A 22369-nucleotide genomic window follows, 5' to 3' on the forward strand; every position below is an offset into this window, starting at 1 on the left:
TAACCTGAGTTCGGGATAAGAAATCCTCAAAAGCCTTGAATTATCGTTGTTCGGTCTAAAGCTCTGTTTTCATCTATTGTCAATAAGACATATTGCTGAGATTAGTTTCATTTGTGAACCTTATTGACAAAATGATTCCACTTTTATCCCTGCTTTGACCAATTCCAGTTTTATTCAATCCTGACAGAATAAGCTTTTTAGCTTCTGGCTTAACCCGAACTCAGGTTACTTATTGCAACTGCGTCGGAAGGGGGATTAGGTTTTTCATAACTTGAAAAGTCAGTGTTTATGTAAGGTTTCGGCAAAAGGTAGTATTCGTCCTGCCTCCTGCCTCTCTTGTTAATATTTTGATAGACAGTATGCATTTCTCCTCGCTATGTTACGACTAACAGAAGTAAAGCTCCCGCTTGATCATCCTGAAGATGAGATCAAGACTGCCATCCTCAAAAAGCTGCAAATCACGGACGAAGATTTGATCAGCTATTCCATCTTCAAGCGTAGCTACGATGCCCGTAAGAAAGGAGAGATTACCCTTGTTTATATTCTGGATGTAGAAACGACTCAGGAAACTCATCTACTCAAGCGTCTGAAAAGAGATCCTCATGTAATGGTCACGCCAGACATGAGTTATCGCCCAGTGGCAAAAGCACCAAGCAATTTGGCGATTCGCCCCATCGTGATTGGTACTGGGCCTTGTGGATTGTTTGCGGGTTTGATGCTGGCGCAAATGGGGTTCCGTCCCATCATTTTAGAACGTGGGAAACAAGTCCGCGATCGCACTGCTGATACTTTTGGCTTTTGGAAAAAAAAATCAGACTTCAACCCCGAATCTAATGCCCAGTTTGGCGAAGGTGGGGCGGGTACATTCTCTGATGGCAAACTCTACAGTCAAGTCAAAGATCCTCAGCATTATGGGCGCAAGGTATTAACCGAACTTGTCAACGCCGGAGCCTCACCGGAAATTCTCTATATTAACAAACCGCACATCGGCACTTTTAAACTGGTGGGAATCGTCCAAAGTATGCGTGCCAAAATTGAATCCCTCGGCGGTGAAATCCGCTTTCAAAGTCGGGTGGAGGATATCAACATCGAAAATGGACAGGTGCGGGGAGTCACCCTCGCCAGTGGGGAATATATCGCTAGCGATTATGTAGTTTTGGCGGTGGGTCACAGCGCCCGCGATACCTTCCAAATGCTATTTGAACGCGGAGTTTACATAGAGCCGAAACCTTTTTCCATCGGCTTTCGGGTCGAACATCCGCAGACTCTCATCGATCAATGTCGTTTCGGCGCTCAAGCTGGTCATAAGCTTTTAGGTGCTGCCGATTATAAACTGGTTCACCACTGCCAAAATGGTCGTTCCGTTTATAGTTTTTGTATGTGTCCAGGAGGTTTGGTGGTTGCAGCCGCATCAGAACCGGGGCGACTTGTCACCAATGGGATGAGCCAATACTCTCGCAATGAGCGTAATGCCAATAGTGCGATTGTTGTGGGCATCACCCCCGAAGATTATCCGGGAAATGCCTTGGCAGGAATTGACTTTCAACGACGCTTAGAAGAACAGGCTTTTAAATTAGGCGGTGAAACTTATGAAGCTCCAGGGCAGTTGGTGGGAGACTTTCTCAACCATCGCCCCTCGACAGCATTCGGCACAGTTAAACCGTCTTATACACCGGGGGTACATTTGGGTGATTTGAGTGAGAGTTTACCAGATTATGCGATCGCAGCTATCCGCGAAGCACTTCCTGCTTTTGAGAAACAAATTAAAGGATTTGCAATGAATGATGCCGTTTTGACTGGTGTGGAAACCCGCACGTCGTCACCGATTCGGATTAAACGCAATGAGGATTATCAGAGTTTAAATACAGTCGGTCTTTATCCGGCTGGTGAGGGAGCGGGATATGCAGGGGGAATTCTCTCGGCGGGTATCGATGGGATTAAAGTAGCAGAAGCAGTGGCTTTAAGTATTTTGAGGAATTGCGATCGCAAGTCTTGAGGCGGAAGCCCTCAAATTAGGCATTCTCAGGCTTCGACTGAGAACGAAATCATACTGGATGCGATCGCAATGGGAAATTTAGCCGAACGTTAAAGCTGGTTCTTCACAGAAGTTAAATAGGGCTGACTCACTTTCTGATTCATCTTCAAAGACAGCCGCTAAACAATACTACAAATCGCCCTTAGTACAGTTCATATTTCATTAACTGACAAGGTATAGTTCCGTTGTACACTGAAATCCGTTTGGATGATTTCAGCCCAATGGATTGAGACAGTTCCTTGTTACCACTCAGCACAAAAGCAGTCCAGCCTTTGAAGCGTTGTTTCAACACATCGCCCAAAAGTTTGTAAAATTCCCCTAAATCAATATCTTGCCCTAGCCGTTCGCCATAAGGTGGATTACAGAATAAAATCCCACTGTCTGCGGGGGCAACAACATCAGCAAGCTCCATTTGAGAAAACCATACATGATTATCAACGCCGCAGTTTTGGGCATTGTTAATCGCTTGCTCAATTATATTTTCATCGCGATCGCTTCCCCAAATAGGTGCGGGAAGGGTATCCAGTTGGCTGTCCTTAGCTTCTTGGAGCAGCTTTTCTAAAAGAGACAGATCAAAATCGAGCCAATTTTCAAATCCAAAGGACTCACGAAACAGCCCCGGTGCGATGTTCAGTGCCTTTAAGCTAGCTTCCAGAGGTAAAGTACCAGATCCGCAGAGAGGATCGTAGAACATTTGATCTGGCTGCCAACCCGAAAGTTGAATGAGGGCAGCAGCTAGAGATTCCTTGAGAGGGGCCGCTCCAACCGCAGGACGATAGCCTCGGCGGTGTAGACTATTTCCAGAACTGTCGAGTTTAACAGTACAAAAATCGCGCTCAATATGAACATTAACCCGCACATCTGGTTCATGAAGTTCTACATTTGAACGCTCACCCAGTTTTTCCTGCTGCTGATCGACGATCGCATTTTTGACTTGTAGAGATGTGAAATGGCTGTGGTTGAGGTGTTTGTTTTTGCCCGTGACATTCACAGCTAGCGTCATATCTGGCGTTAAATAGTTTACCCAATCGATAGTCTGGATACCGCGATAGAGATCATCGGCATTTTGGCAAGGAAACTCATCGATATTCACCAAGATTCGGAACGGTAGCCTAGCCCAGAGGTTGACGCGATAAAGCAGAGTGCGATCGCCCTCAAAGGCAACACCGCAAAATCCTGGCTCCACAGAATGGGCACCCAGTTGCTCTAACTCCTGAGCCGCCAGGGTTTCTAATCCGCGAGCAACTGTTGCAAAATAATTCATAATTCGTAATTCGTAATTAATGGCTACTGAGACGCTCAGATCCCCGACTTCTTGAAGAAGTCGGGGATCTTTTTGTTTTGAAACTAAGATTAATCTAGAAATTTCTAAAATCAATCATTGTCTGACGATAAGCATCTGGTAAACCTGTATCAAAACACTTACCTTTAACAATATATCCTGTCATTCCCTCTTCCTGACGCAATCTTTCCAGACAGGATGTTAACTGAAATTCACCTCTTTCTCGTAAATTTTGCTTAATGTGTTCTGCTAAAAAGTCAAAAATTTTCGGAGTAAGTAAATACAACCCAAATATACATAAAAACTCATTTTCTGCCATTCCCTCTACACGTAGATGTTGTTGTGCATATTCAATGCTTGGCTTTTCATAGAGTTGTGTAACTTCTAAAGTCGAGTTTAACTCTTGCCAAACTCCTGTTACACACCCAGATGTATGAAGATTTTCTGCTGGCGTTGTAATTAAGCTAACAACACTTCGATTAACTTCTTTATAAACATCTAAAACTTGATCGGCACAAGATTTTTCAATATCAGAAGCATAAATATGGTCACCCAACATTAACAAAAATGGCTCATCTTTTACCCAATCTTTAGCACAATATACCGCATGACCATAGCCTAATTGTTCCTCTTGCAATAAAAACGTAATTTTGCTACCTAAATCTTCGAGATATCGGCTATATTCTTTATTTTGCGGTGAAAGTTTATCTAAAAATTCTTTTTTGGGTGGGTTTTTCAATAAATGTTCAAATACTTCTTGATCGTCCGGCTGTACCACAATCCCCACTTCTGTAATTCCAGCACTAATTGCCTCTTCAATAATTGCGAGAATGACAGGTTTTGCCCTCCCATCTTGATCAATAATCGGGAAAAGTTCTTTTTTCACAACCTTAGTCGCTGGAAACAACCGAGTCCCAAAACCAGCTACCGGAATCACAGCTTTTCTAACTTGATTTTTCTGCATTAACCTCCCCTCCCCTCTTCTCTCTGCGGACTCTGCGCTGCCTTGCCTCTGCGGTTCGTCATCCCAACTTCTCAAACAACTCTGCCAACACCACATTAGAAAACAAAAACCCTTGGGGATCAATCAAACGCAACCTTCCCTCTGTAACTTCCACCCAACCTTTATCAAAATACCCTTGCAAACACCTGCAAACTTCCTTCACCTTCTCTTCGCCAAACGCCTCTGCCAACGCCATCAAACTCAAACCCTCCGCCAAACGCAACCCCAACATTAACGTTTCTAACAATACTTCCTTTGTGGGGGTAACATCACAATCAATTACACCGCCAGCTTGTACCCACTGGTAATACTCCCTAGTCTTACGCGGACGAGTGAAGCGTTTTCCTTCAACATAACTTGCTGCACCCATACCAAAGCCGTAGTAAGGGCGGTTTTCCCAATAAACTCGATTATGCCGACACTGATGCTTAGGTTGGGCATAATTGGAAATCTCATAATGCTCATAACCTGCACTAGTCAAAACCTGCTGCCCCATCTGGTACATTTTGACTGTGGCTTCATCCGTAGGCAAAGGAGTATCACCTGGTTTGTAGAAACGACCAAAGGCTGTACCTGGTTCGATGGTAAGATCATATATGGAAATATGAGTGGGTAAAAGTTCTACCGCTTTAGTTAGAGAATCCTGCCATTGATCCAAAGACTGATGCGGCAACCCAGAAATTAGGTCTAAGCTAAATTCGGGAATCTCGACTTGGTGGATTAACTCCACAGCTGCGAAAATATCTTCAACTGAGTGCGATCGCCCCGCCCTTTGCAATAATTCTTTTTGAAAGGCTTGTACACCCAAACTTACCCGGTTCACACCTGCACTGCGATAGCCTACTATATGTGCTAAATCAAAGGTACCTGGGTCAATTTCCATAGAAATTTCTGCCCCAGATGCAATACCAAAATGCTTCTCCAATTCTCCCACTATCCGTTGTAGCTGTTCTGTTGATAGCAGCGAAGGAGTGCCACCACCGAAGAAAATTGTCTTTAGGGGTTGGTCAAAGGCTGGTGTAATGGTAATTTCTTGACATAGTACCTCAACATATTGGGAGATAGTACCAGATGTTTCGCCCCGCAAGCGATCGCCCACAACAGACACCGGGAAATCACAATAAAAACACCGCCGTCTGCAAAAGGGAATATGCACATAAGCAGAACTCGCAATTCCAGAAACACTAAATTTTTGACTCATTTTGAGAAAAGTTTTAAGTTAAGCCAACTGCGAATTAGAGACAATGAAAATGAGCAGTTAATTTACAAATTTTTGTCGTTTTACAAAGAAACAATGAAAAATATTAAGATAAAAGCCTTTAGTTATAATAATTGCAGATATTGTCAGCCTAAACCCTTAGTGTAAGTCAATATTGATCAGTTTATCTTACCGATGAAATAAAAAATACTTAACTTTCTCGGTGAACACAGTTGCAGGAAAACAACATAACCATGCTTGACGCAATTATCATTTTCTCATTTATCCTGGCAGCTTCGGGAATAGGGTTCTACAGCATTGAACTACTACCCAATGGCACTCTCGATCAGGTAACGAATCTAGAAGCTTTACGCTTAGTTGTTGCCGTCTTTGCCGCTATTATTGGTGGTGCGATCGGGCTGAGTTTCCAGACGACATATCGCCGTCTAGAATCACAAGTCAAAGAAATGCCTCTGGAAGTGATCTTAACTCGTGCCATTGGCTTAGTAATTGGTTTGTTGCTAGCTAACCTCATGTTAGCCCCACTATTCTTACTACCCATCCCCGCAGATTTTGGATTTATTAAGCCACTTGTGGCAGTTGTCGGTAGTATTATCCTCTCCGTTACTGGCATGAATTTGGCAGACACCCACGGGCGGGGTTTATTGCGGTTCATTAATCCCAACACCGTCGAATCGATGGTTGTGGAAGGAACGCTAAAACCAGCTAATACAAAAGTTTTAGACACCAGTTGCATTATTGATGGTCGCATTGAAGCGCTATTAGAAACAGGGTTTCTAGAAGGACAAATTCTCGTACCGCAATTTGTCTTGCAAGAACTCCAACAAGTAGCGGATGCTAGCAAAGATCAAAAGCGGGTGCGGGGAAGGAGAGGACTAGAAATTCTCAACCGTATTAAAGAAGAATATCCCGATCGCATTTTGATTAATGCAGTTGACTACGAAGATATCCCCACAGTGGATGCCAAGTTGGTACGCTTTGCCCAAGAAATTAGCGGCACACTGCTAACTAACGACTACAACTTGTCTAAAGTCGCCAGTGTGCAGAAAGTACCTGTTTTGAATGTAAATGATTTAGTGAACGCCGTCCGTCCCAGTTATTTACCTGGCGACAACCTGGATTTGAAAATTCTCAAGGAAGGCAAAGAACCCAGTCAAGGCATTGGCTATCTAGATGACGGCACAATGGTAGTTGTTGAAGAAGGTAGCAGTTATGTTGGTGGTGAACTGCGAGTAGTAGTCACCAGTGCTTTGCAAACCACCGCAGGAAGAATGATTTTTGCCAAACCCCAAGCATCAGCATTGGCGTGAGGGAAATGTCCGGTGCAATTAAATATAAATTGTGCAATCGGTGCAGTCAACCTGCACCGATTATTTATTTTTAATCACCAGATTTGCTTACCTGCAAATACTGTAACTGCTCAATTGATAACCCTGTCAACCTTGCTATCTGTTCTAACTGGCTCAATTGTACTACTCAACACTGCCAAAGGTAAAAGTCCAGGTGTTCTCAAAAATACTTCGGTTGGTTGTTCCCAAAGTCTAATAACTGCAAATTCATGGCGTGTTCCAGCAATTGTAAATGTATTTTGTTGCACCAAATCCGAATTCGTCTGCTTGAGATAAATTACAACTTGATGCATTGATTTGTGGGGAAAACGGCGATACACTCGCAATCGATAGTCAATCATCCGAAAAGGAATTTCTGCATCCACTTGGCTTTGAAATTCCAAATGCAAGATATTTTGCTCCGACTGTTGCAGAATTAAGGCATCAGCACGAATGGGTTCGATAGATAAATCTTTTGGACTTAGTTCAGTTAAAGTAATGGGTTCGCCTAATAACCAAGTGGCGAAGTCGCTGGAGAAATTTTAAGCTAAAAATTTACAGATATTGTCGAACATTTGAGAATTTCACCAAACAGATCGCTCATTTGCTATTTATCTGCAATTACTTAACCAAAAAAATTATATTTTCTAATTTTCATAAATTTCCAACGGCAAATTATCTGGATCTTTAAAAAAAGTGAATTTCTTACCTGTGATTTCGTCAATTCTGATATTCTCTGTTTCTACACCTTGGGAGTTTAAGTAAAAAACAGTTTCCTCAATATTATCAACTTTAAAAGCAAGATGTCTTAACCCACAAGCCTCTGGTTTACTAGGTCGTTCTGGAGGATTTGGGAAAGAGAATAGTTCGATTTGAGTATTTTCTGCAACTTTTAAATCTAATTTATAAGAATATCTTTCAGCGCGAAAAGTCTCTTGAATAATTGAAAAACCTAAAACTTCTACATAAAATTTTTTTGAGCGATTATAGTCAGAACAAATAATCGCTACATGATGAATGCCTGTAGTTTTCATAAAAGTTAAGAGTTAGGAGTTAGGAGTTAGGAATTATTTAGAGGGCTATTCTTGTAAAACGGTTTTTGATACAATCCTAGTTTTCTTGAGGTCTGCTTCGGAAAGTTCTTCTCCAGCTTGCAGGCGAGTGGCGGAACTTTGCAACACTGTCGCTGCGCCTTTATCTCCGATTTGTAAAGCGGTTTTAGCTGCTGTTTGCAACATCGTTGCTGCACCAGTGCGATCGCCTTGTAGCAATTTTGCCTCGGCTAACTGGGTTTGGCGATACTTCGCTAATGCCAAAATAGACTGCTGTACCTGCGGATTAGAATCTGGTTGATACGCCCGCACCACATCTGCATACACTGGCACCAGGGGCGAAAGTAAGCCTTCTTGGTTAACTAATGGGTCATCATAGCGAATTTGCAGATGCCCGATCGCTTGTTTCCCCTCTGGCAATTGTCCCAGATAAATGTTCGCCAAAACTACCCGTTGTACATCCTGCATCAAATCTCCCAAACGTACAGCAAAGCTACCATCAGCTTCTCGTTCCACTGGTAACTCGATTGTGTCTGGGGCAACTTGGGCAATGGGCTTCAATTCTGCTAATCGGACATTTGGCACTAGAGATAACAGCAAGTAGGCATTAGTTAGCCCAATTGACTGAATCCTTCCAAATAGTCGGCTAAATTGCTCCACAGCTTGTTCAGGATGTTCAATATGAGCTAGAGTACCACCACCGACATCGGCAATTTTTTCTAGCAAATCTTGATTCCAGTTATTGCCAAATCCGAAAGTGTTGATAGTTAGGTTCAGCTTGGCAGCCTTTTGCGCCAGTTTGAGACAGCGCTTATTGTCATCTCGCCCAATATCCCACTTCCAAATCCGCAAAGCGCTTTCACCATGCCCATCCGTCAGCAGGACCGCCTGGGAAACAGCGCCTCTTGTGCCCTTCATCAGTTCTGTAATTCCCAGTTCCAAACCCTCAGCGATCGCAGTGCCGCCACTAGCGCTGAGTTTGCTTTTAATTTGAGATTTGATGCTTTCGGGGTCTTCGATCGCTTGGTTAGGGATAATGACTTCCGCAGTACCGGAAAAAGCGACAACTGAGATGCGATCGCCAATTTTCAACCGATCTATTAATCCTTCCACTGCCTGAATCACCGTTTTGATCGGTTGTCCATGCATAGAACCACTTCGATCCAGAATCAGGCAGAGGTTAAGGGGCAGATTTTGGTCAAACTCACCAGCGATAGCCGAAATCGTCATTGCTAGTTGACGTTGGCTACTTGTTTGAGCCAGATCAACATTATTGTCATTTAACGCCGAGAGCAATTTAACTTTCATTGAGGAGGGGTATCTTGCAAAACTGTTTTGGAGACAATTCTGGTTTTCTTGCGATCGCTTTCAGATAAATCTCCACCAGATTGTAGCTGGGTGGCAGAAGTTTGCAACACCGTCGCTGCCCCAGTATCTCCCATTTGCAGAGCAGTTTTAGCAGCCGTTTGTAGCATTGTTGCTGCACCACTGCGATCGCCCTGTTGCAATTTCGTTTCGGCTAGCTGAGTTTGGCGATATTTAGCTAATGCCAAAATAGACTGTTGCACTTGGGGATTCGGATCTGCTTGGTAGTTTCTCACTACATGGGCATAAACTGGGATATTTGGTGTAACTAAACCTACCTGGTTGGCGGCTGGATCGTCGTAGCGGACTTGCACCTTAGCGATCGCTTGTTCACCTGCTGGCAATTGTCCCAAATAAATATTAGCTAAGATTATCCGTTCTGCATCTTTCATTAAATCTCCCAACCGCACAGCGAAGCGTCCATCAGCTTCTTGTTGCAGTGGTAACTCAATTGTGTCTGGGGAAACTTGGGCAACGGGTTTAAGTTCCGCTAGCCGGACATGGGGCATCAGAGACAATAACAGATAAGCGTTAGTCAATCCTACTGTTTGAATGCGGCTAAACAGGCGATTAAACTCATCCACTGCCTCTTCCGGCTTTTGAATGTAAGATAAAGTCCCTAAACCAGCATCAGCAATTTTTTCTAAAACATCTTGGTTCCAGTTGTCACCAAAGCCCAGAGTGTTCAAAGTCAAATTATAGCTAGCAGCTAATTGGGCAAATTTCAAACAGCGATTATTATCACCATGTTCATTTTCCCCATCGGTTAATAAGAAGGCTTGGGAAACAGTATCTTTTTTTCCCTTCGCCAACTCCTCAATCCCCAAACGCAATCCTTCATCAATTGAAGTTCCACCATCGGCGGCTAGGCGGTTAATTTGATTTTTGATTTTTTCTGGATCTTCGACACTTTGGCTAGGTACTAAGACTTTGGCACGGTGATCGAAAACGACAACACTGAGGCGATCGCTAGGATTAAGTCTATCTACCAGACGATTCGCTGCTTTTTTGACCGTTTCTAGCGATCGCCCATTCATGGAACCACTGTGATCCAGAATTAAACATAAATTCAGGGGCACATGGCGATCTTGAGTCTCTGCGATCGCCGAAATCGAAATTCCCAACTGACGTTGACTATTCAGTTGATTCGCGTCCAAATTACCATCATTCAAGGCAGGCTGCAAGCTAACCTTCATAACTTAAAGTCCCTATTCAGGATATACATATTAATAAATAACTTCAAAGCACCACTTTAGCTCTACGGAAAACCTATCCAACACAAATACATGAATATAATCAGAATATCTTAGAAGCCAAACATTGGCAGATGCAAAGCCACCTGAAGCATTAGGGAGAAATCCGCACCTTGAGGGAAGCGTGCATCGCGCTAGGATGTATTACAGTTAACGGCATAGTTTCAGGCGATCAGTTGCTATGGACATTTCCCCAATCAAAGCTGTTCAAGCCCCATATTACGGCGATAGCTCTTACCGGACACCACCGCCAGATTTACCTTCCCTCTTATTGAAGGAACGAATAGTCTATATTGGGATGCCACTGGTGCCTGCTGTCACGGAATTAATCGTGGCCGAATTGCTGTTTTTGCAGTCCGACGACCCCGAAAAACCGATTAAAATCTATATCAACTCCACCGGGACATCTGGTTACAGTGGCGAACCCATTGGCTTTGAAACCGAAGCCTTCGCCATCTACGACACCATGAAATATATCAAGCCTCCTATCCACACCATCTGCGTCGGTTCTGCGATGGGTATGGCAGCCATGCTTCTCAGTGCTGGTACAAAAGGTTGCCGCGCTAGTTTGCCTCACTCTTCGATTATCCTGCATCAGCCCAAGAGCTACGCCCAAGGTCAAGCAACGGATATTCAAATTCGGGCAAGGGAAGTTTTGGTAAATAAAGGGGCGTTGGTTGATATTTTAAATCGTACCACCGGGCAGCCCCCAGAAAAAATTGCTAAAGATATGGATAGGTTGTTATATCTAACACCTTACGAAGCGAAGGAATACGGTTTAATTGACCGAGTTTTTGAGAAAGAAGAACTCGCAAATCCCCCCCTTCCAGCCAGTGTCCTTTAATTTGTTCTTTGTCATTTGTCCTTTGTTAATAACCAAAAATTATTAATGGCCAATGACTAATGACCAATGATTAATGACCAATGATTAATGACCAATGATTAATGACTAATTAAGAACGGAGTAAATTATGCCTATAGGCGTTCCTAAAGTTCCTTACCGGATGCCCGGAGGACAATATACAGATTGGATTAGCATCTACGATCGCCTTTACCGGGAACGGATTATATTCTTGGGACGAGACATTGATGATGAAATTGCCAATCAAATAATTGCTGTAATGCTGTATCTGGACTCAGATGATCCAGGTAAGGATATTTATTTATACATCAATTCCCCAGGTGGAATGGTTACATCTGGCATGGCTATTTTTGACACCATGCAACATATAAAATCAGATGTAGTAACTATTTGCGTTGGTTTAGCTGCTTCAATGGGGTCTTTCCTGTTGGCTGCTGGCACCAAAGGTAAACGGCTAGCATTGCCTCATTCACGGATTATGATTCACCAGCCTTCAGGTGGAACCCGTGGACAAGCAACCGACATCGAAATTGAAGCTAGAGAGATTCTGCGGATTCGTCACCAGCTTAATGGCATTTATGCCGATAAAACCGGTCAGACCATAACAAAAATTGAAAAAGATATGGATCGTGACTTTTTCATGTCTGCTGAAGAGGCTAAAGAATACGGTTTAATTGACCGTGTGATTGAAGAACGAACCTCTATAGTCGCAGGCGAGTAGGGAAGCAGGGGGCAGGGGAGCAGGGAGAAGAGGGCAGGGAGTAGGGGGGAAATAACTAATTTCCAATTCCCCATTCCCAATTCCCAATTCCCCATTCCCCATTCCCCATTCCCCATTCCCAAACAAACTGTCAACATTGAACTTTAAAATAGAAAATTAGCATTTATCATTAATAGTCCAGGCTTAAAGCTGATATTGACAGATAATAGCCGATAGCTAAATATTCGATAGCTCATAGCTCAAGATGGATCTTGGAGATTGCTACCGTTTGCTAGGTTTAAGATCGGGAGCTTCTTTTGCTGAGGTCAAAGCGTCTTATCGACGATTGGCGCAGCAATATCATCCCGATATCAACCCAGATGACAACAAAGCCAAAGATAAGTTTATTGCCTTGACAGAGGCTTACAAACTCCTGCTGACGGTAGTACTGCCAGAGGAAACTGCTGCACATTCAACTCAAGTGTCAAGTGGGCGTGATGCTGCTAAGACAACGCAGCGCCAGAAAACACCAGTCACAACGGTGGTAAACCAACAACCAGGGAAAGCAAAACCGCCTAATCTGTTGGAAATAGAAGAACGGCTGAAGTGGAAGACTTATGAGCAATTGCAGCGATTTTTGCAAGAGAAACGATTTCCGCAAGCGATCGCACTGGTGGAAGCTTTAGCAGATCGTTTGTCAACAGATGCAGAAGTTCGCCAATGGCAAGCGATCGCTTATCAAATTTGGGGACGGGCACTAATTTCCGAAAACCAATTGCTCAAAGCCAGAATTTATCTCAAAAAAGCTTTGAAAACAGACCCCCATAATAAAAGTCTCTGGTATGAAGTGCAACGCGATTTCCAACGCTTAGAACAAATTTTTTAAAGATTTACAAAATTTATTGAAAAGTTCTAACAACAAGGGCAATTTATAAATTGCCCCTATCTGCAATTAAAATTTTCAGCTATTGTTTGCATAATTCCTAAGTTACTCGACGCAGAAAAAGCAGCAGCCCGTCCGGTTAAACTGATAAGGAAGAAAATATCAGATTAGGCAGTGAATAACATAGTGCGGTTAGTTTTGACAGCAATATTGCTGATGCTAGTTACAGCCTGTGGCAGTATTGGATTGCTACCAACTAGCGAGTTAGTGCAAAAAGCGATCGCACTTGGGCTAGAGCAAACTCAACAAAAACTTAGCCAACAGTTGGATCTAGATTTTCAAGGATTTGAAATCAAGCGGCTATCAATTACCCAAGAACAACCCCTAACGATTGAAAATTTACCAGCTTTCCACGTTCGGGGAACCTACGACTTGATTCTCAAGCTACCAAAACGGCGCTTGACGCAACCAAAACAACCCTTTGATGTTTACTTGCAAATTCAGCAAGAAGGTAAAACTTGGCGATCGCTAATTCCACAAAAGGGTAGTAAAAATACTCGACCAATTTGGCGTAGTTATCTCATCCAATAGCGACGGGGAAAGGTTTGAATTGCCTCACTCTTTTCCCAAACTACAGGTTAAATTTTGTGTATCCTGTACCGTCGTCTTCTGCAAGAATTATAAAATCGAAGGATTAAACTAAGGCTTGAATCTTGTTGAATCATCTACTTGAAACTCTACAAAGCAGTACTGCATTATTTCTCTCTTCTTTATTTCTAAGTAGTGGTTCATTTTATTTATTGTATATGTGCAACTCGAAAAACCATCACAATCATGTCCATTGGGACTTTCCAAGAAAAAGGTAGTAAAGAGACTCAACCTAATTAGCGTAGCTATATCACTCAAAAACTAGTGTGTGCAAATAGAAAAACCATCACAAGCATTTCCGTATAACTGCTGGGATATCGTCATGATCGAGATGATGGTTTCATCGGAGACAGGGCAAGATGTATATTAACTTTTTCATCAGCTCCATTGCAGGAATTGTGGTTGTGGTGTTAACAGCTTTTGGCTTACTGCAATGGTTGCACATCCCTGCTGGTAACTTTCTTGATTGGGTGATTGGTGGTGCAAGTTTTTGGTGGCTATTAGTAATTGTTACCGTACCGTGGAATGTGCATTTTCAAGCCAAAGAAGTTTTAGCAGAAGCAGCACAATCAACTGAAAAAGGAATTCCAGTCGATGAGAAACAAGTGAAGTATGTCACATTGTTGGCGAAGCGATCGCTCTGGGTTGCCATTGCTTTACACTTATTCTCAGCCGTTGGTCTTTATACCCTTGCTGCCACTGGCATTAGTACGGTGGGATATATAAGCTCTGGTGCAGCTTTGTTATTAACGATTCTGCGTCCAGCTATTCGAGCTTATGAGTATTTATATGCGCGATTAGCGATGATTCGCCAAGAATGGAAGTATCCACGCGAAGATATTTTTGAATTGCGCGATCGCTTCTCGATATTGGAGCAAAAAATCCAGTCGTTAGAAGATCAACTCAACTCAGAACAACCCTATTCATTACCCGCAACTCAACAACGCTTCGCCGAAGAGACTCGCAGAGATTTAGCCCGGATTGCAGCTAATTTTGAGGAATTACGGGCGACAAATCAAACTGAACATGAGCGTTTGGCAAGAGAAGCACGAACTGCGATCGCGCAACTTTCTACCGACGGACAATTTCTCGATCATGTCCGCGAAATTATTCGATTTTTTAAGACTGCTTAATTATTACTCTCATAGCTAACCAAATTTTAAATTTTGGAGCGTGCTATATAAATATTCATCATCCAAAATTTAAAAAGTTTCTTCAAAGAGGGTTAATGAGGCTCTACAAACAGCAAGAGAAGTTTGACATCACAAATATGTTACTTGTTTAGTATATAAAGATACTATAGTTTTCTAGAGCAAGGAAGAAAACCAAATATGTTATAACTTTGTACGGATGATGTTTGGTGAAGCTCACATAACTTCAGGAGTACTTACGGTGAATCAGATACAACTGACTTTAACTATTGGTTATCTGTTAATGACATGTTATTTTTTAATCAATTGGTTAATATTTGCTCTACGTCATCCTGCTTCCACTCCAGAAGATAAATTTTTATCAGTTGTGATGTTTGTGGTAACAACTATCTTCTGGCCCCTGATGATTCCGATGTCTTGTTTAGAAATAGTTCAAAAAAAGCAAATAGACTTTAATAAAATGATTCCTGTTCTCTTAGCAATATTTATATTTAGTATTTCCTATTATTTGACCGAATAATTCATAATTTCTGATCACAAATTGCATAGATATAAAGAGAAGCCGGAGGATTGACTTGTGACCCTCCGGCTTCTTTATGCAACACATTACTTTAACTTCTTAGGCAGTCTACTTATTTAATTGAAAATTTTCTAACGTCGTCTGCTGCCAAAACCACTAGAGCGGCGGGGTGCTGTACTACGTCCACTACCAAAACCACTGCCAGAATTGCGTCTGGTAGTGCTGGAATTACCAGAGGGTCGCAACGTACTACCACCAAAACCAGAACCAGAAGGACGGTTATTACCTGTAGTGCTACGCGGTGTATTGCGTATATTTGTATTTCCAGGATATGACCTTCTAATCGTCCCTGTATTGCGGAACGCAGTTCGATTTGTCACGGCTGCGGGTGGTGCATTATAGCGACTTTGGTAGTTTTGGACAGCTTGGCCATAGCTTCCGCCATATCCACCGAAGCCACTTAATCCTTGCCCTGATTGATAGACAGGGGGTACATAATACTGAGGTCTAAACAACATACTACCAATTGCCTGTCCCGCCAAGCTACCAGCTACAGACCCAGCAAAGGGTGCCCAGAAGCTATTTTCTCGACGGACTACAACCGTCTCTTGTTGTCCGGTTTGGGGATTGGTTTTATTTTCGGTAACGTTGTGGACGTAATCTATTTTAAAGTCTTCCGTTAGATATAAAATCGGTTGTCCCTTTTCTACCTTCAGATAGGTCTTCTTACCTTGCTTGATTTCATCATCAGTTAACCGTGCCATTTGCAAATTTTCGGTTGCAAAGGTTGGGGGATTATTGTTAAGTAAAAACAAGCTGTATTCACCAGTTGCATCGTCATAAGTAGCTTGTTGTATTTTATACTCCCCATCACTCAGCTTTGTGTTAGTAGAGGTTTGGCTGACGTTCTTAGCGGGAGGAGTAGTTTCGTTTCCCCCACCACAAGCGACAGTTGTGACACACAAACTCAGAGCTAAAAAAACGGCTGTAAATTTACGTACTATGGTCATGATCATTGGATTATTGTCCTATCTCTGAGCTTAACAATTTCTCGATGTGAGTAGTAAGTACGGACTACCCAACATATTATAAAGGAATCAATTCTGGGTAATATTGCAACAGTTGATCGCTAGTGAGTTCATCGCCTAACTGTGCTGGGGAGAAATGTACTTGGATTGCCTTTAATCTATGTTTATAATGCAAATTTATCAATGCTTTCAATCCTTCCTTAAGCGCCTGAACGTTAGAAAGATCGGTTTCTAACTCTGGTACTTCTCCTTCATAAGCTACTGTAATCATTACAATGACGTTGCGAGTTACAGGTATAGATAAAGGTTCATTCAATCCAGAGTCAGAACTGTAATCTGGTTCACTGAGATATCTTTCGGCAGAGTCAGTAAATAATTCATTAACATAATCTCCCGCCTCGCCTTCACTCCAAAATACATCGCCTTCGTTGGCAGCAGAAAGCCAATATTCATCGTATTGTAGAAGAGTTTGGCTAATCTCTACCAATCCTTCTCCCAAAACTTCTAAGTCGCCATCGGCATCGATCGCATCTCGCCCAGCACTATTTAATACTCCCAAAATTGGCGCTACCTCGCCTCCCCCCAAGTGCAGAAATAGGCGAAAGACTACATAGCGAGTTCGACCGATCATTTTATTAAAAAGATTGCTCATTTTTCCTCCAAAATTTTGTTATTTGTCATTTGTCATTTGTCTAATAATTAATTCCCATTCCCCATACTTCTCTGCGAGACGCTACGCGAACGACTGCGCTCAGTACAAGTTCCCCATTCCCCATTCCCCATTTCTAATGACTAATATAGTGAAATCCTTTGACAAAATCTATAACCATACTTAACGAAGGTAAGATGTATTTTGTTGCTTCATTAGATATATCATCATAAGTTGAAGTATTAAGAGCAGAGCGATTAATAAATCTTTTCCCAAAATTGGGATGGTCATGGACAATCAATGTGTGGGCGCTAGAATTCGTTAAAACTATTTGAGTTGGGGCTTTACAAAAATTTAACTTTGTGGCTACTTCAATATTTTTTTTAGTTTGTTTAATTGTTGCCGCCTGACTCATGGCTTGCTCTAGAAGAATATTTAATTGTTTCACAATTAGGGGCGATTTTGGCAATTTTAAATCCTGATTTTCAACAACTTCACTATTAATCATTTCCACGACACTGGAAATATTCTTTTGAGTAAATGCCGCATCTAGAAAGGGAAGAATCACAATGTAAGCAGTGGAAAATAATGCTTCGTCACTATCTACATAAAATGTGAAAACAGTTCGACGACGACCACTTTCGATGCTTGGGGGTTGTTTTAGTATCCGGTATTCCTGAGCAATTTGATAGTAAGCGCCTGCGATCGCAAAATTGGCTTCGTGTTCTAAGGCTGCATCAACAATAATGCGGATTGTCGGCGGTGTTTCGTTAAAAAAGTCTCGTGAGTCTTCGGAATGGAACTTTTGGATAATGGAGCGATCGCCGGCTGGACTAAGATCGACCCATTCACAAATCATACCTTCGGTTTTTAAACCAAACCTGGAGGTGGCGTAAAGCTTGGCCCCAGTTAATGTTGCTCCAGTTAAGTCAGCACCAATCCATTCCGCCCTAATTAATTTTGCCTGAGTTAAATCGGCGTGGATAAAAATTGTATTCGTTAAATTCGCATTGGTTAAATCTGCGCCAATTAAAGTAGCTCCGCTCAATTTTGCGCCGCTCAAGTCTGCCCAACGGAGGTTCGCCCCGCTCAAATCTGCCCAACGGAGGTTCGCCCCACTCAAATCTGCTCCGCTCAAGTTAGCATGGCTAAGATTTGCTTGTCTGAGTTCAGTATCTCGCAAATTTGCACCACTGAGATCGCAACGACTAAGATCACTGGCGTTTAAGTTAGCCATCTCTAAATTTGCTCCCGTCATGGAAGCGCCTCTCAAGACACTTTCACTCAAGTTAGCATGGCGGAGATTCGCTTGGCGGAGTGTCGCCTCTCGTAAATCAGCACTGGTGAGGTCAGCCTCCGACAGGTCAGCACGACTGAGGTCAGCGCGAATTAACTCAGCGCGAATCAATAAGGCTCCTTTAAGTTGAGCGCGGCTGAGATCGGCTCGAATCAAATTAGCGACGTTGAGACTAGCGTTATTTAAGATGGCGTTCGATAGATTCACGCCACTGAGTCTGGCTACATTCAGCTTGGCATTGCTCAAGTTAGCTTCGCTCAGATTCGCGCCACTGAGGTTAACTATACTCAAATTAGCATCGCTAAGATTCACGCCACTGAGTTTGACCCCACTCAGATTAGCTTCTGCAAGGTCAATACCACTAAAGTTTAAGACTCCTGCTGCGTACTTTTCTAGTAATTCCTCTACAGTCATCGATGCTACCCCTTGGATGCCAACTTTAATAGTTGGTAAAGTCATAAAAACGGAATGTCAAAATTAAAAATGAATATTGGGATTTTAGGGTTGGGATTGATCGGCGGATCTTTGGGTTTTGATTTGCGATCGCAAGGACATCATATCTTAGGAGTCAGTCGCCGTGAATCTACCTGTCAAAAGGCAGTTGCTATCGGCAGTGTTGATGAAGCATCAGTTGATTTGAGTCTGTTAGCAGCCGCAGAGGTTGTATTTATTTGTACACCTCTAGCGCTTATTGTGCCCCAATTGAAGCAAATGATCGCTCATTTGCCTACCACTACCATCGTGACTGACGTGGGTTCAGCAAAAGCACAGATAGTCAAGGCGATTTCTCCCATTTGGGATAATTTTATCGGCGGTCATCCAATGGCGGGAAGAACAGATAGTGGCATAGAAGCTGCACAACGGAATTTATTTGTTGATAAACCTTATGTATTAACACCGATAGCTACAACGCCAACGAGTGCAATTGCGGTTGTAGAAGAAATTGTGCGATCGCTAGGAGCTAATATCTACTATTGTCAGCCAGAGCAACATGACCGCGCTGTTAGCTGGATTTCCCATTTACCTGTAATGGTCAGTTCCTCATTGATTGCTGCTTGTTTGAGTGAAACTGACCCCGATGTTTTGGAATTAGCTCAAAAGTTAGCTAGTTCGGGTTTTCGGGATACCAGCCGTGTGGGTGGTGGGAATCCAGAGTTGGGCGTGATGATGGCGCGGTATAATCGTCAAGCATTGCTGCGATCGCTGCAACAGTATCGTCACAATCTCGATGAATTAACTAATTTAATTGAGCAAGAAAATTGGACAGTTTTAGAGCAAAAGTTGAAATCAACAGGTAAGGCACGACCTGATTTTGTTGATTAGAATTCAGGGATAAGGAGTCAGAATGGGCTAAACGCCCCGCTACCGCTTACAGAATTAATTCTGATCGAAAAAGCAGATAAATAAATTAGTTTAAGACCCCTACTAAATATATATATTTAGTGGTCATAGAAAAACCTGGAAAGTTTTTTCTTGATTCTGGCTCCTGAATTCTTCTGCAAGAATGTTTTTTGATGTAGTTGATAAAGTTAGTTAGCTACTTTCTTTTCTAAATCAATAAACATAGCTATTTAATAATTTTAACAATAAAACCTTTAAAAAAATGCTAATTAACAGTTTAACAGCCACCAAACCGATGTACTATACAGATAAATTTACAAAAATCAACAATGGTAGAACGTCCAATCAAAAAATCGGAACGTCAGTCCCAAGCAAATACTGACAACAATTCCGAAAATAAGGATTCTATGACTCCTATTGAATCCAACCCCAAAAGCTCAAAACCGAGCCGTAACCGCTCTTCTGACAAAGGGAAAAAAGCATCTTACGGAGATGAAAACAGGCAGCAGGGGAATCCTGCCCTAGCGCGTGGCCCAAAACCCGTTAAACCTCCAGTCAAAGTCCAAACAGAAGAACTTGAAACCGAATCGGAAACTATCTCTGAGGAGTCTCAAGACTAACATTACTCCTGCGTGTGATGTGGGAGGCTTTAACTCGTCGTTATAAGTATATGAAGACAGGATTTCTGCCTCCGCAGGCAGTAATTATGCCCCCCGTCACCATTGGGTTATTTTTATATTGAAATGCTTTTACTAATCAATTTCTGTAACTAGCCATTGCCACTCAGTGACTACAGTGTTGGATATGTTGAGAACCAATTTCTGTCCATTAGAGAGAGGCACATAGACTTTGAGCGCATCAGTTGTTGGCAATTTCGGTAATATATCAGTTAAGTTATATTCCCCCACATTGGGAACGGGTGCAGTTAAAGAGTATGCATCCGATGCACTGAGCAATTTTCCGGCTACTGTCTCAATCAACAATGGTTGGGGGTGAGCAATTTTAACGACACCCGGAAAAGCAACTAAGCGTAACCGTAAATCTTTTACTGCACTGGTGTAATTCTGTTTGAACAGCAGTACTTGCCAAGCATATCCTTTTTCATCTTTGACAGATACTTGTGAATGGTAGCGTAAAGTACCGGGAGAATCATGATGTTGACGCAACAGCGCTTGTGCTGACTCCACACCCCATCCACATCCAGTTAATGTTAAAAACACTATTAAGGCACAACACCAAAAATATTGTTGAAATTTTCGCTTCATCTAACATATTTTACAGCACAATTTACAAGCAGAGCCGAAGAAGCTCCACCAAGATGTCAGAATTAACTCTCAAAGCAACAATTTTAGTCTAAAGGCTGCGGTGTATGCTGGGAGAAATAGCGATGTCTACGCCGGCCTATGCTTAAGAGGTTGTTTTAAAAGTGGCTGGCTGTGATTTTATGTACTCATTGATCCCCCCTAACCCCGCTTAAAAAGCTGGGATGTTTCAAGATATCGTATTCTTTTTTCTTTTAGCAGCAGATATATTAATTTACAGCTAAGTACGAGTATGTAAGTGGGGAGCAGGGAGAAAAAGGCTGGGATCTGGGGGCAGAATTAATAACTCAATACCCAATGCCCCATGCCCAACCCCTAATATTGAAGGAGATTTAATGTGTCTAATCGTAAATTATCGCCGTTTCTAAAGGTAATAACTATTGCATTGATTGCTGGTGTAAGTAGTGTGGGTATCAGTCTGCTTGCAGGCACAACTAAACTTGACCGTATGTTGGGAATTCAAAAGCCAAAAGGTGAGAATGTTAAAACAAATTTAGATAAGGCAATTAGTGTAGATGCACAGTCTATCACCTCAGCTACAGACCAGATGAATGAAGTGCCAAAGACTTTTCAGGGAACAATTGTTTATCAAGCAAAGCTAAAAGCAAATGAGAAAGTCATTGCCCTAACTTTTGATGATGGCCCTGGCCCAAAAAATACGGCACAGATTTTAGAAATTTTGAAGAAAAATAATATTAAAGCCACATTCTTTATGCTTGGGCAAATGGTGAAATATTTTCCCGAAGTTGCCAAGCAAGTGGCTGCTGATGGTCATGTAATTGGCAATCATACATGGCATCATTGGTATTTTAAAATGGATGAAGCGACTGCGGCTAGTGAAATTGACCGCACAGCAGATATTATTTACAAGACGACTGGAGAGAAAACTACTCTGTTTCGTCCCCCTGGAGGCTTTCTGAATAACGGACTAGCCCAATATGCCAGAAATAAGAAGTACGCTGTCATGATGTGGTCAGAACAGTCGGGAGATGCTGAACGTCATTCGCCTCAAGTGCCAATGCTGGTTAAAAATGTGCTGAAATATGCAAAGCCAGGTGCGATCGTACTTTTGCATGATGGGGGCGGTAATCGTTCTAAATCTGTCAAAGCTTTACCAGAAATGATCGCAGGTTTGAAGGCTCAAGGCTATCGATTTGTGACAATTCCCCAATTGCTGGAAATGCAAGCCCAAGAAGAAAGTGCAGTAACGGCAGTATCACCTGTAGTCACAAATCATGAAAATCCAGACCATTAGTTTAATCATCAGTGACAAACTAAACTATTGGGTAACAATGCTATTGCATCGACTGACAATACCATTGTATCGGCTGGCAATGCCATTGTATTGGTCTGCATTAACATTGCATCGGCGAGCAATGTCATAGCATCGACTGGGAACGCTATTGCATCGATTAACAATGCCATTGCATC

Annotated in this window: 20 protein-coding genes and 1 pseudogene; 10 read left to right on the forward strand and 11 right to left on the reverse strand. The window is 42.4% G+C overall.

From position 1 onward, the window contains the following. The first annotated feature begins 376 nt into the window (after positions 1–376). The gene (locus GNF10_RS04705) at positions 377–1996 is read left to right on the forward strand and encodes an NAD(P)/FAD-dependent oxidoreductase (protein ID WP_185580510.1); all 1620 of its coding nucleotides are present in this window, start codon (positions 377–379) and stop codon (positions 1994–1996) included. Positions 1997–2177: 181 nt separating this feature from the next. Here GNF10_RS04705 and GNF10_RS04710 read toward each other — a convergent pair whose 3' ends face one another. The 3 genes from GNF10_RS04710 to hemW all read right to left on the reverse strand — a co-directional run bounded on the left by GNF10_RS04710 (position 2178) and on the right by hemW (position 5521). Continuing rightward, complete coding sequence (locus GNF10_RS04710; RefSeq protein ID WP_185580509.1) at positions 2178–3299, reverse strand: class I SAM-dependent RNA methyltransferase; 1122 nt, start codon at positions 3297–3299, stop codon at positions 2178–2180. A gap of 94 nt (positions 3300–3393) precedes the next feature. Beyond that, complete coding sequence (locus GNF10_RS04715) at positions 3394–4281, reverse strand: UTP--glucose-1-phosphate uridylyltransferase (protein WP_185580508.1); 888 nt, start codon at positions 4279–4281, stop codon at positions 3394–3396. A gap of 58 nt (positions 4282–4339) precedes the next feature. Continuing rightward, entirely contained in the window at positions 4340–5521 is a 1182-nt protein-coding gene (gene hemW / locus GNF10_RS04720) for a radical SAM family heme chaperone HemW (protein WP_185580507.1), read from the reverse strand. 251 nt (positions 5522–5772) lie between these two features. Between hemW and GNF10_RS04725 the strand changes: the two genes are divergently transcribed. Beyond that, a complete protein-coding gene (locus GNF10_RS04725) occupies positions 5773–6849 on the forward strand; it encodes a PIN/TRAM domain-containing protein (protein WP_185580506.1) in 1077 nt (358 codons plus the stop codon). A gap of 149 nt (positions 6850–6998) precedes the next feature. On the opposite strand, the pseudogene GNF10_RS04730 reads toward GNF10_RS04725, so the two are convergent. The 4 genes and pseudogenes from GNF10_RS04730 to GNF10_RS04745 form a co-directional block, all read right to left on the reverse strand. After that, positions 6999–7442, reverse strand: a pseudogene (locus GNF10_RS04730) (Rpn family recombination-promoting nuclease/putative transposase); the annotation flags it as partial. Between the two features lie 72 nt (positions 7443–7514). After that, positions 7515–7901, reverse strand: a complete 387-nt coding sequence (locus tag GNF10_RS04735; RefSeq protein ID WP_185592162.1) for a VOC family protein — start codon at positions 7899–7901, stop codon at positions 7515–7517. A 45-nt stretch (positions 7902–7946) separates the two neighbouring features. Then, entirely contained in the window at positions 7947–9227 is a 1281-nt protein-coding gene (locus tag GNF10_RS04740; protein WP_185581295.1) for a VWA domain-containing protein, read from the reverse strand. Further along, on the reverse strand, positions 9224–10480 hold the full coding sequence (locus GNF10_RS04745; RefSeq protein ID WP_185581294.1) for a VWA domain-containing protein: 1257 nt from the start codon (positions 10478–10480) through the stop codon (positions 9224–9226). Before GNF10_RS04745 ends, GNF10_RS04740 begins: the two co-directional genes overlap by 4 nt. 238 nt (positions 10481–10718) lie before the next feature. Here GNF10_RS04745 and GNF10_RS04750 point away from each other — a divergent pair, with 238 nt between their 5' ends. The 5 genes from GNF10_RS04750 (at position 10719) to GNF10_RS04770 (ending at position 14763) form a co-directional block, all read left to right on the forward strand. After that, on the forward strand, positions 10719–11381 hold the full coding sequence (locus GNF10_RS04750) for an ATP-dependent Clp protease proteolytic subunit (RefSeq protein WP_114080125.1): 663 nt from the start codon (positions 10719–10721) through the stop codon (positions 11379–11381). Positions 11382–11508: 127 nt separating this feature from the next. Next, positions 11509–12120 carry an ATP-dependent Clp protease proteolytic subunit gene (locus GNF10_RS04755; RefSeq protein WP_185581293.1) on the forward strand — a complete coding sequence of 204 codons (612 nt, stop codon included), beginning with the start codon at positions 11509–11511 and terminating at the stop codon, positions 12118–12120. A gap of 244 nt (positions 12121–12364) precedes the next feature. Further along, positions 12365–12985 carry a J domain-containing protein gene (locus tag GNF10_RS04760; protein WP_185587866.1) on the forward strand — a complete coding sequence of 207 codons (621 nt, stop codon included), beginning with the start codon at positions 12365–12367 and terminating at the stop codon, positions 12983–12985. Between the two features lie 180 nt (positions 12986–13165). Next, a complete protein-coding gene (locus tag GNF10_RS04765) occupies positions 13166–13573 on the forward strand; it encodes a hypothetical protein (protein WP_185587868.1) in 408 nt (135 codons plus the stop codon). Between the two features lie 416 nt (positions 13574–13989). After that, positions 13990–14763, forward strand: a complete 774-nt coding sequence (locus GNF10_RS04770; protein WP_185587864.1) for a hypothetical protein — start codon at positions 13990–13992, stop codon at positions 14761–14763. Positions 14764–15432: 669 nt separating this feature from the next. On the opposite strand, the gene GNF10_RS04775 is transcribed toward GNF10_RS04770, so the two are convergent. The 3 genes from GNF10_RS04775 to GNF10_RS04785 all read right to left on the reverse strand — a co-directional run bounded on the left by GNF10_RS04775 (position 15433) and on the right by GNF10_RS04785 (position 18689). Then, a complete protein-coding gene (locus GNF10_RS04775) occupies positions 15433–16317 on the reverse strand; it encodes a hypothetical protein (protein WP_185580821.1) in 885 nt (294 codons plus the stop codon). 70 nt (positions 16318–16387) lie between these two features. Continuing rightward, entirely contained in the window at positions 16388–16981 is a 594-nt protein-coding gene (locus GNF10_RS04780; RefSeq protein WP_114080119.1) for a DUF1517 domain-containing protein, read from the reverse strand. Between the two features lie 133 nt (positions 16982–17114). Continuing rightward, a complete protein-coding gene (locus tag GNF10_RS04785) occupies positions 17115–18689 on the reverse strand; it encodes a pentapeptide repeat-containing protein (protein ID WP_185580823.1) in 1575 nt (524 codons plus the stop codon). Between the two features lie 69 nt (positions 18690–18758). On the opposite strand from GNF10_RS04785, the gene GNF10_RS04790 reads away from it, so the two are divergent. Continuing rightward, entirely contained in the window at positions 18759–19598 is an 840-nt protein-coding gene (locus GNF10_RS04790; protein WP_185580822.1) for a prephenate/arogenate dehydrogenase, read from the forward strand. A 347-nt stretch (positions 19599–19945) separates the two neighbouring features. Continuing rightward, entirely contained in the window at positions 19946–20236 is a 291-nt protein-coding gene (locus GNF10_RS04795) for a hypothetical protein (protein WP_185581797.1), read from the forward strand. 132 nt (positions 20237–20368) lie between these two features. On the opposite strand, the gene GNF10_RS04800 is transcribed toward GNF10_RS04795, so the two are convergent. Continuing rightward, a complete protein-coding gene (locus GNF10_RS04800; protein ID WP_221643374.1) occupies positions 20369–20881 on the reverse strand; it encodes a DUF3122 domain-containing protein in 513 nt (170 codons plus the stop codon). Positions 20882–21275: 394 nt separating this feature from the next. On the opposite strand from GNF10_RS04800, the gene GNF10_RS04805 reads away from it, so the two are divergent. Beyond that, a complete protein-coding gene (locus tag GNF10_RS04805; protein WP_185581798.1) occupies positions 21276–22193 on the forward strand; it encodes a polysaccharide deacetylase family protein in 918 nt (305 codons plus the stop codon). Positions 22194–22369 lie beyond the last annotated feature (176 nt).

Source organism: Nostoc sp. UCD121, assembly GCF_014222285.1.
Classification (GTDB): domain Bacteria; phylum Cyanobacteriota; class Cyanobacteriia; order Cyanobacteriales; family Nostocaceae; genus Nostoc.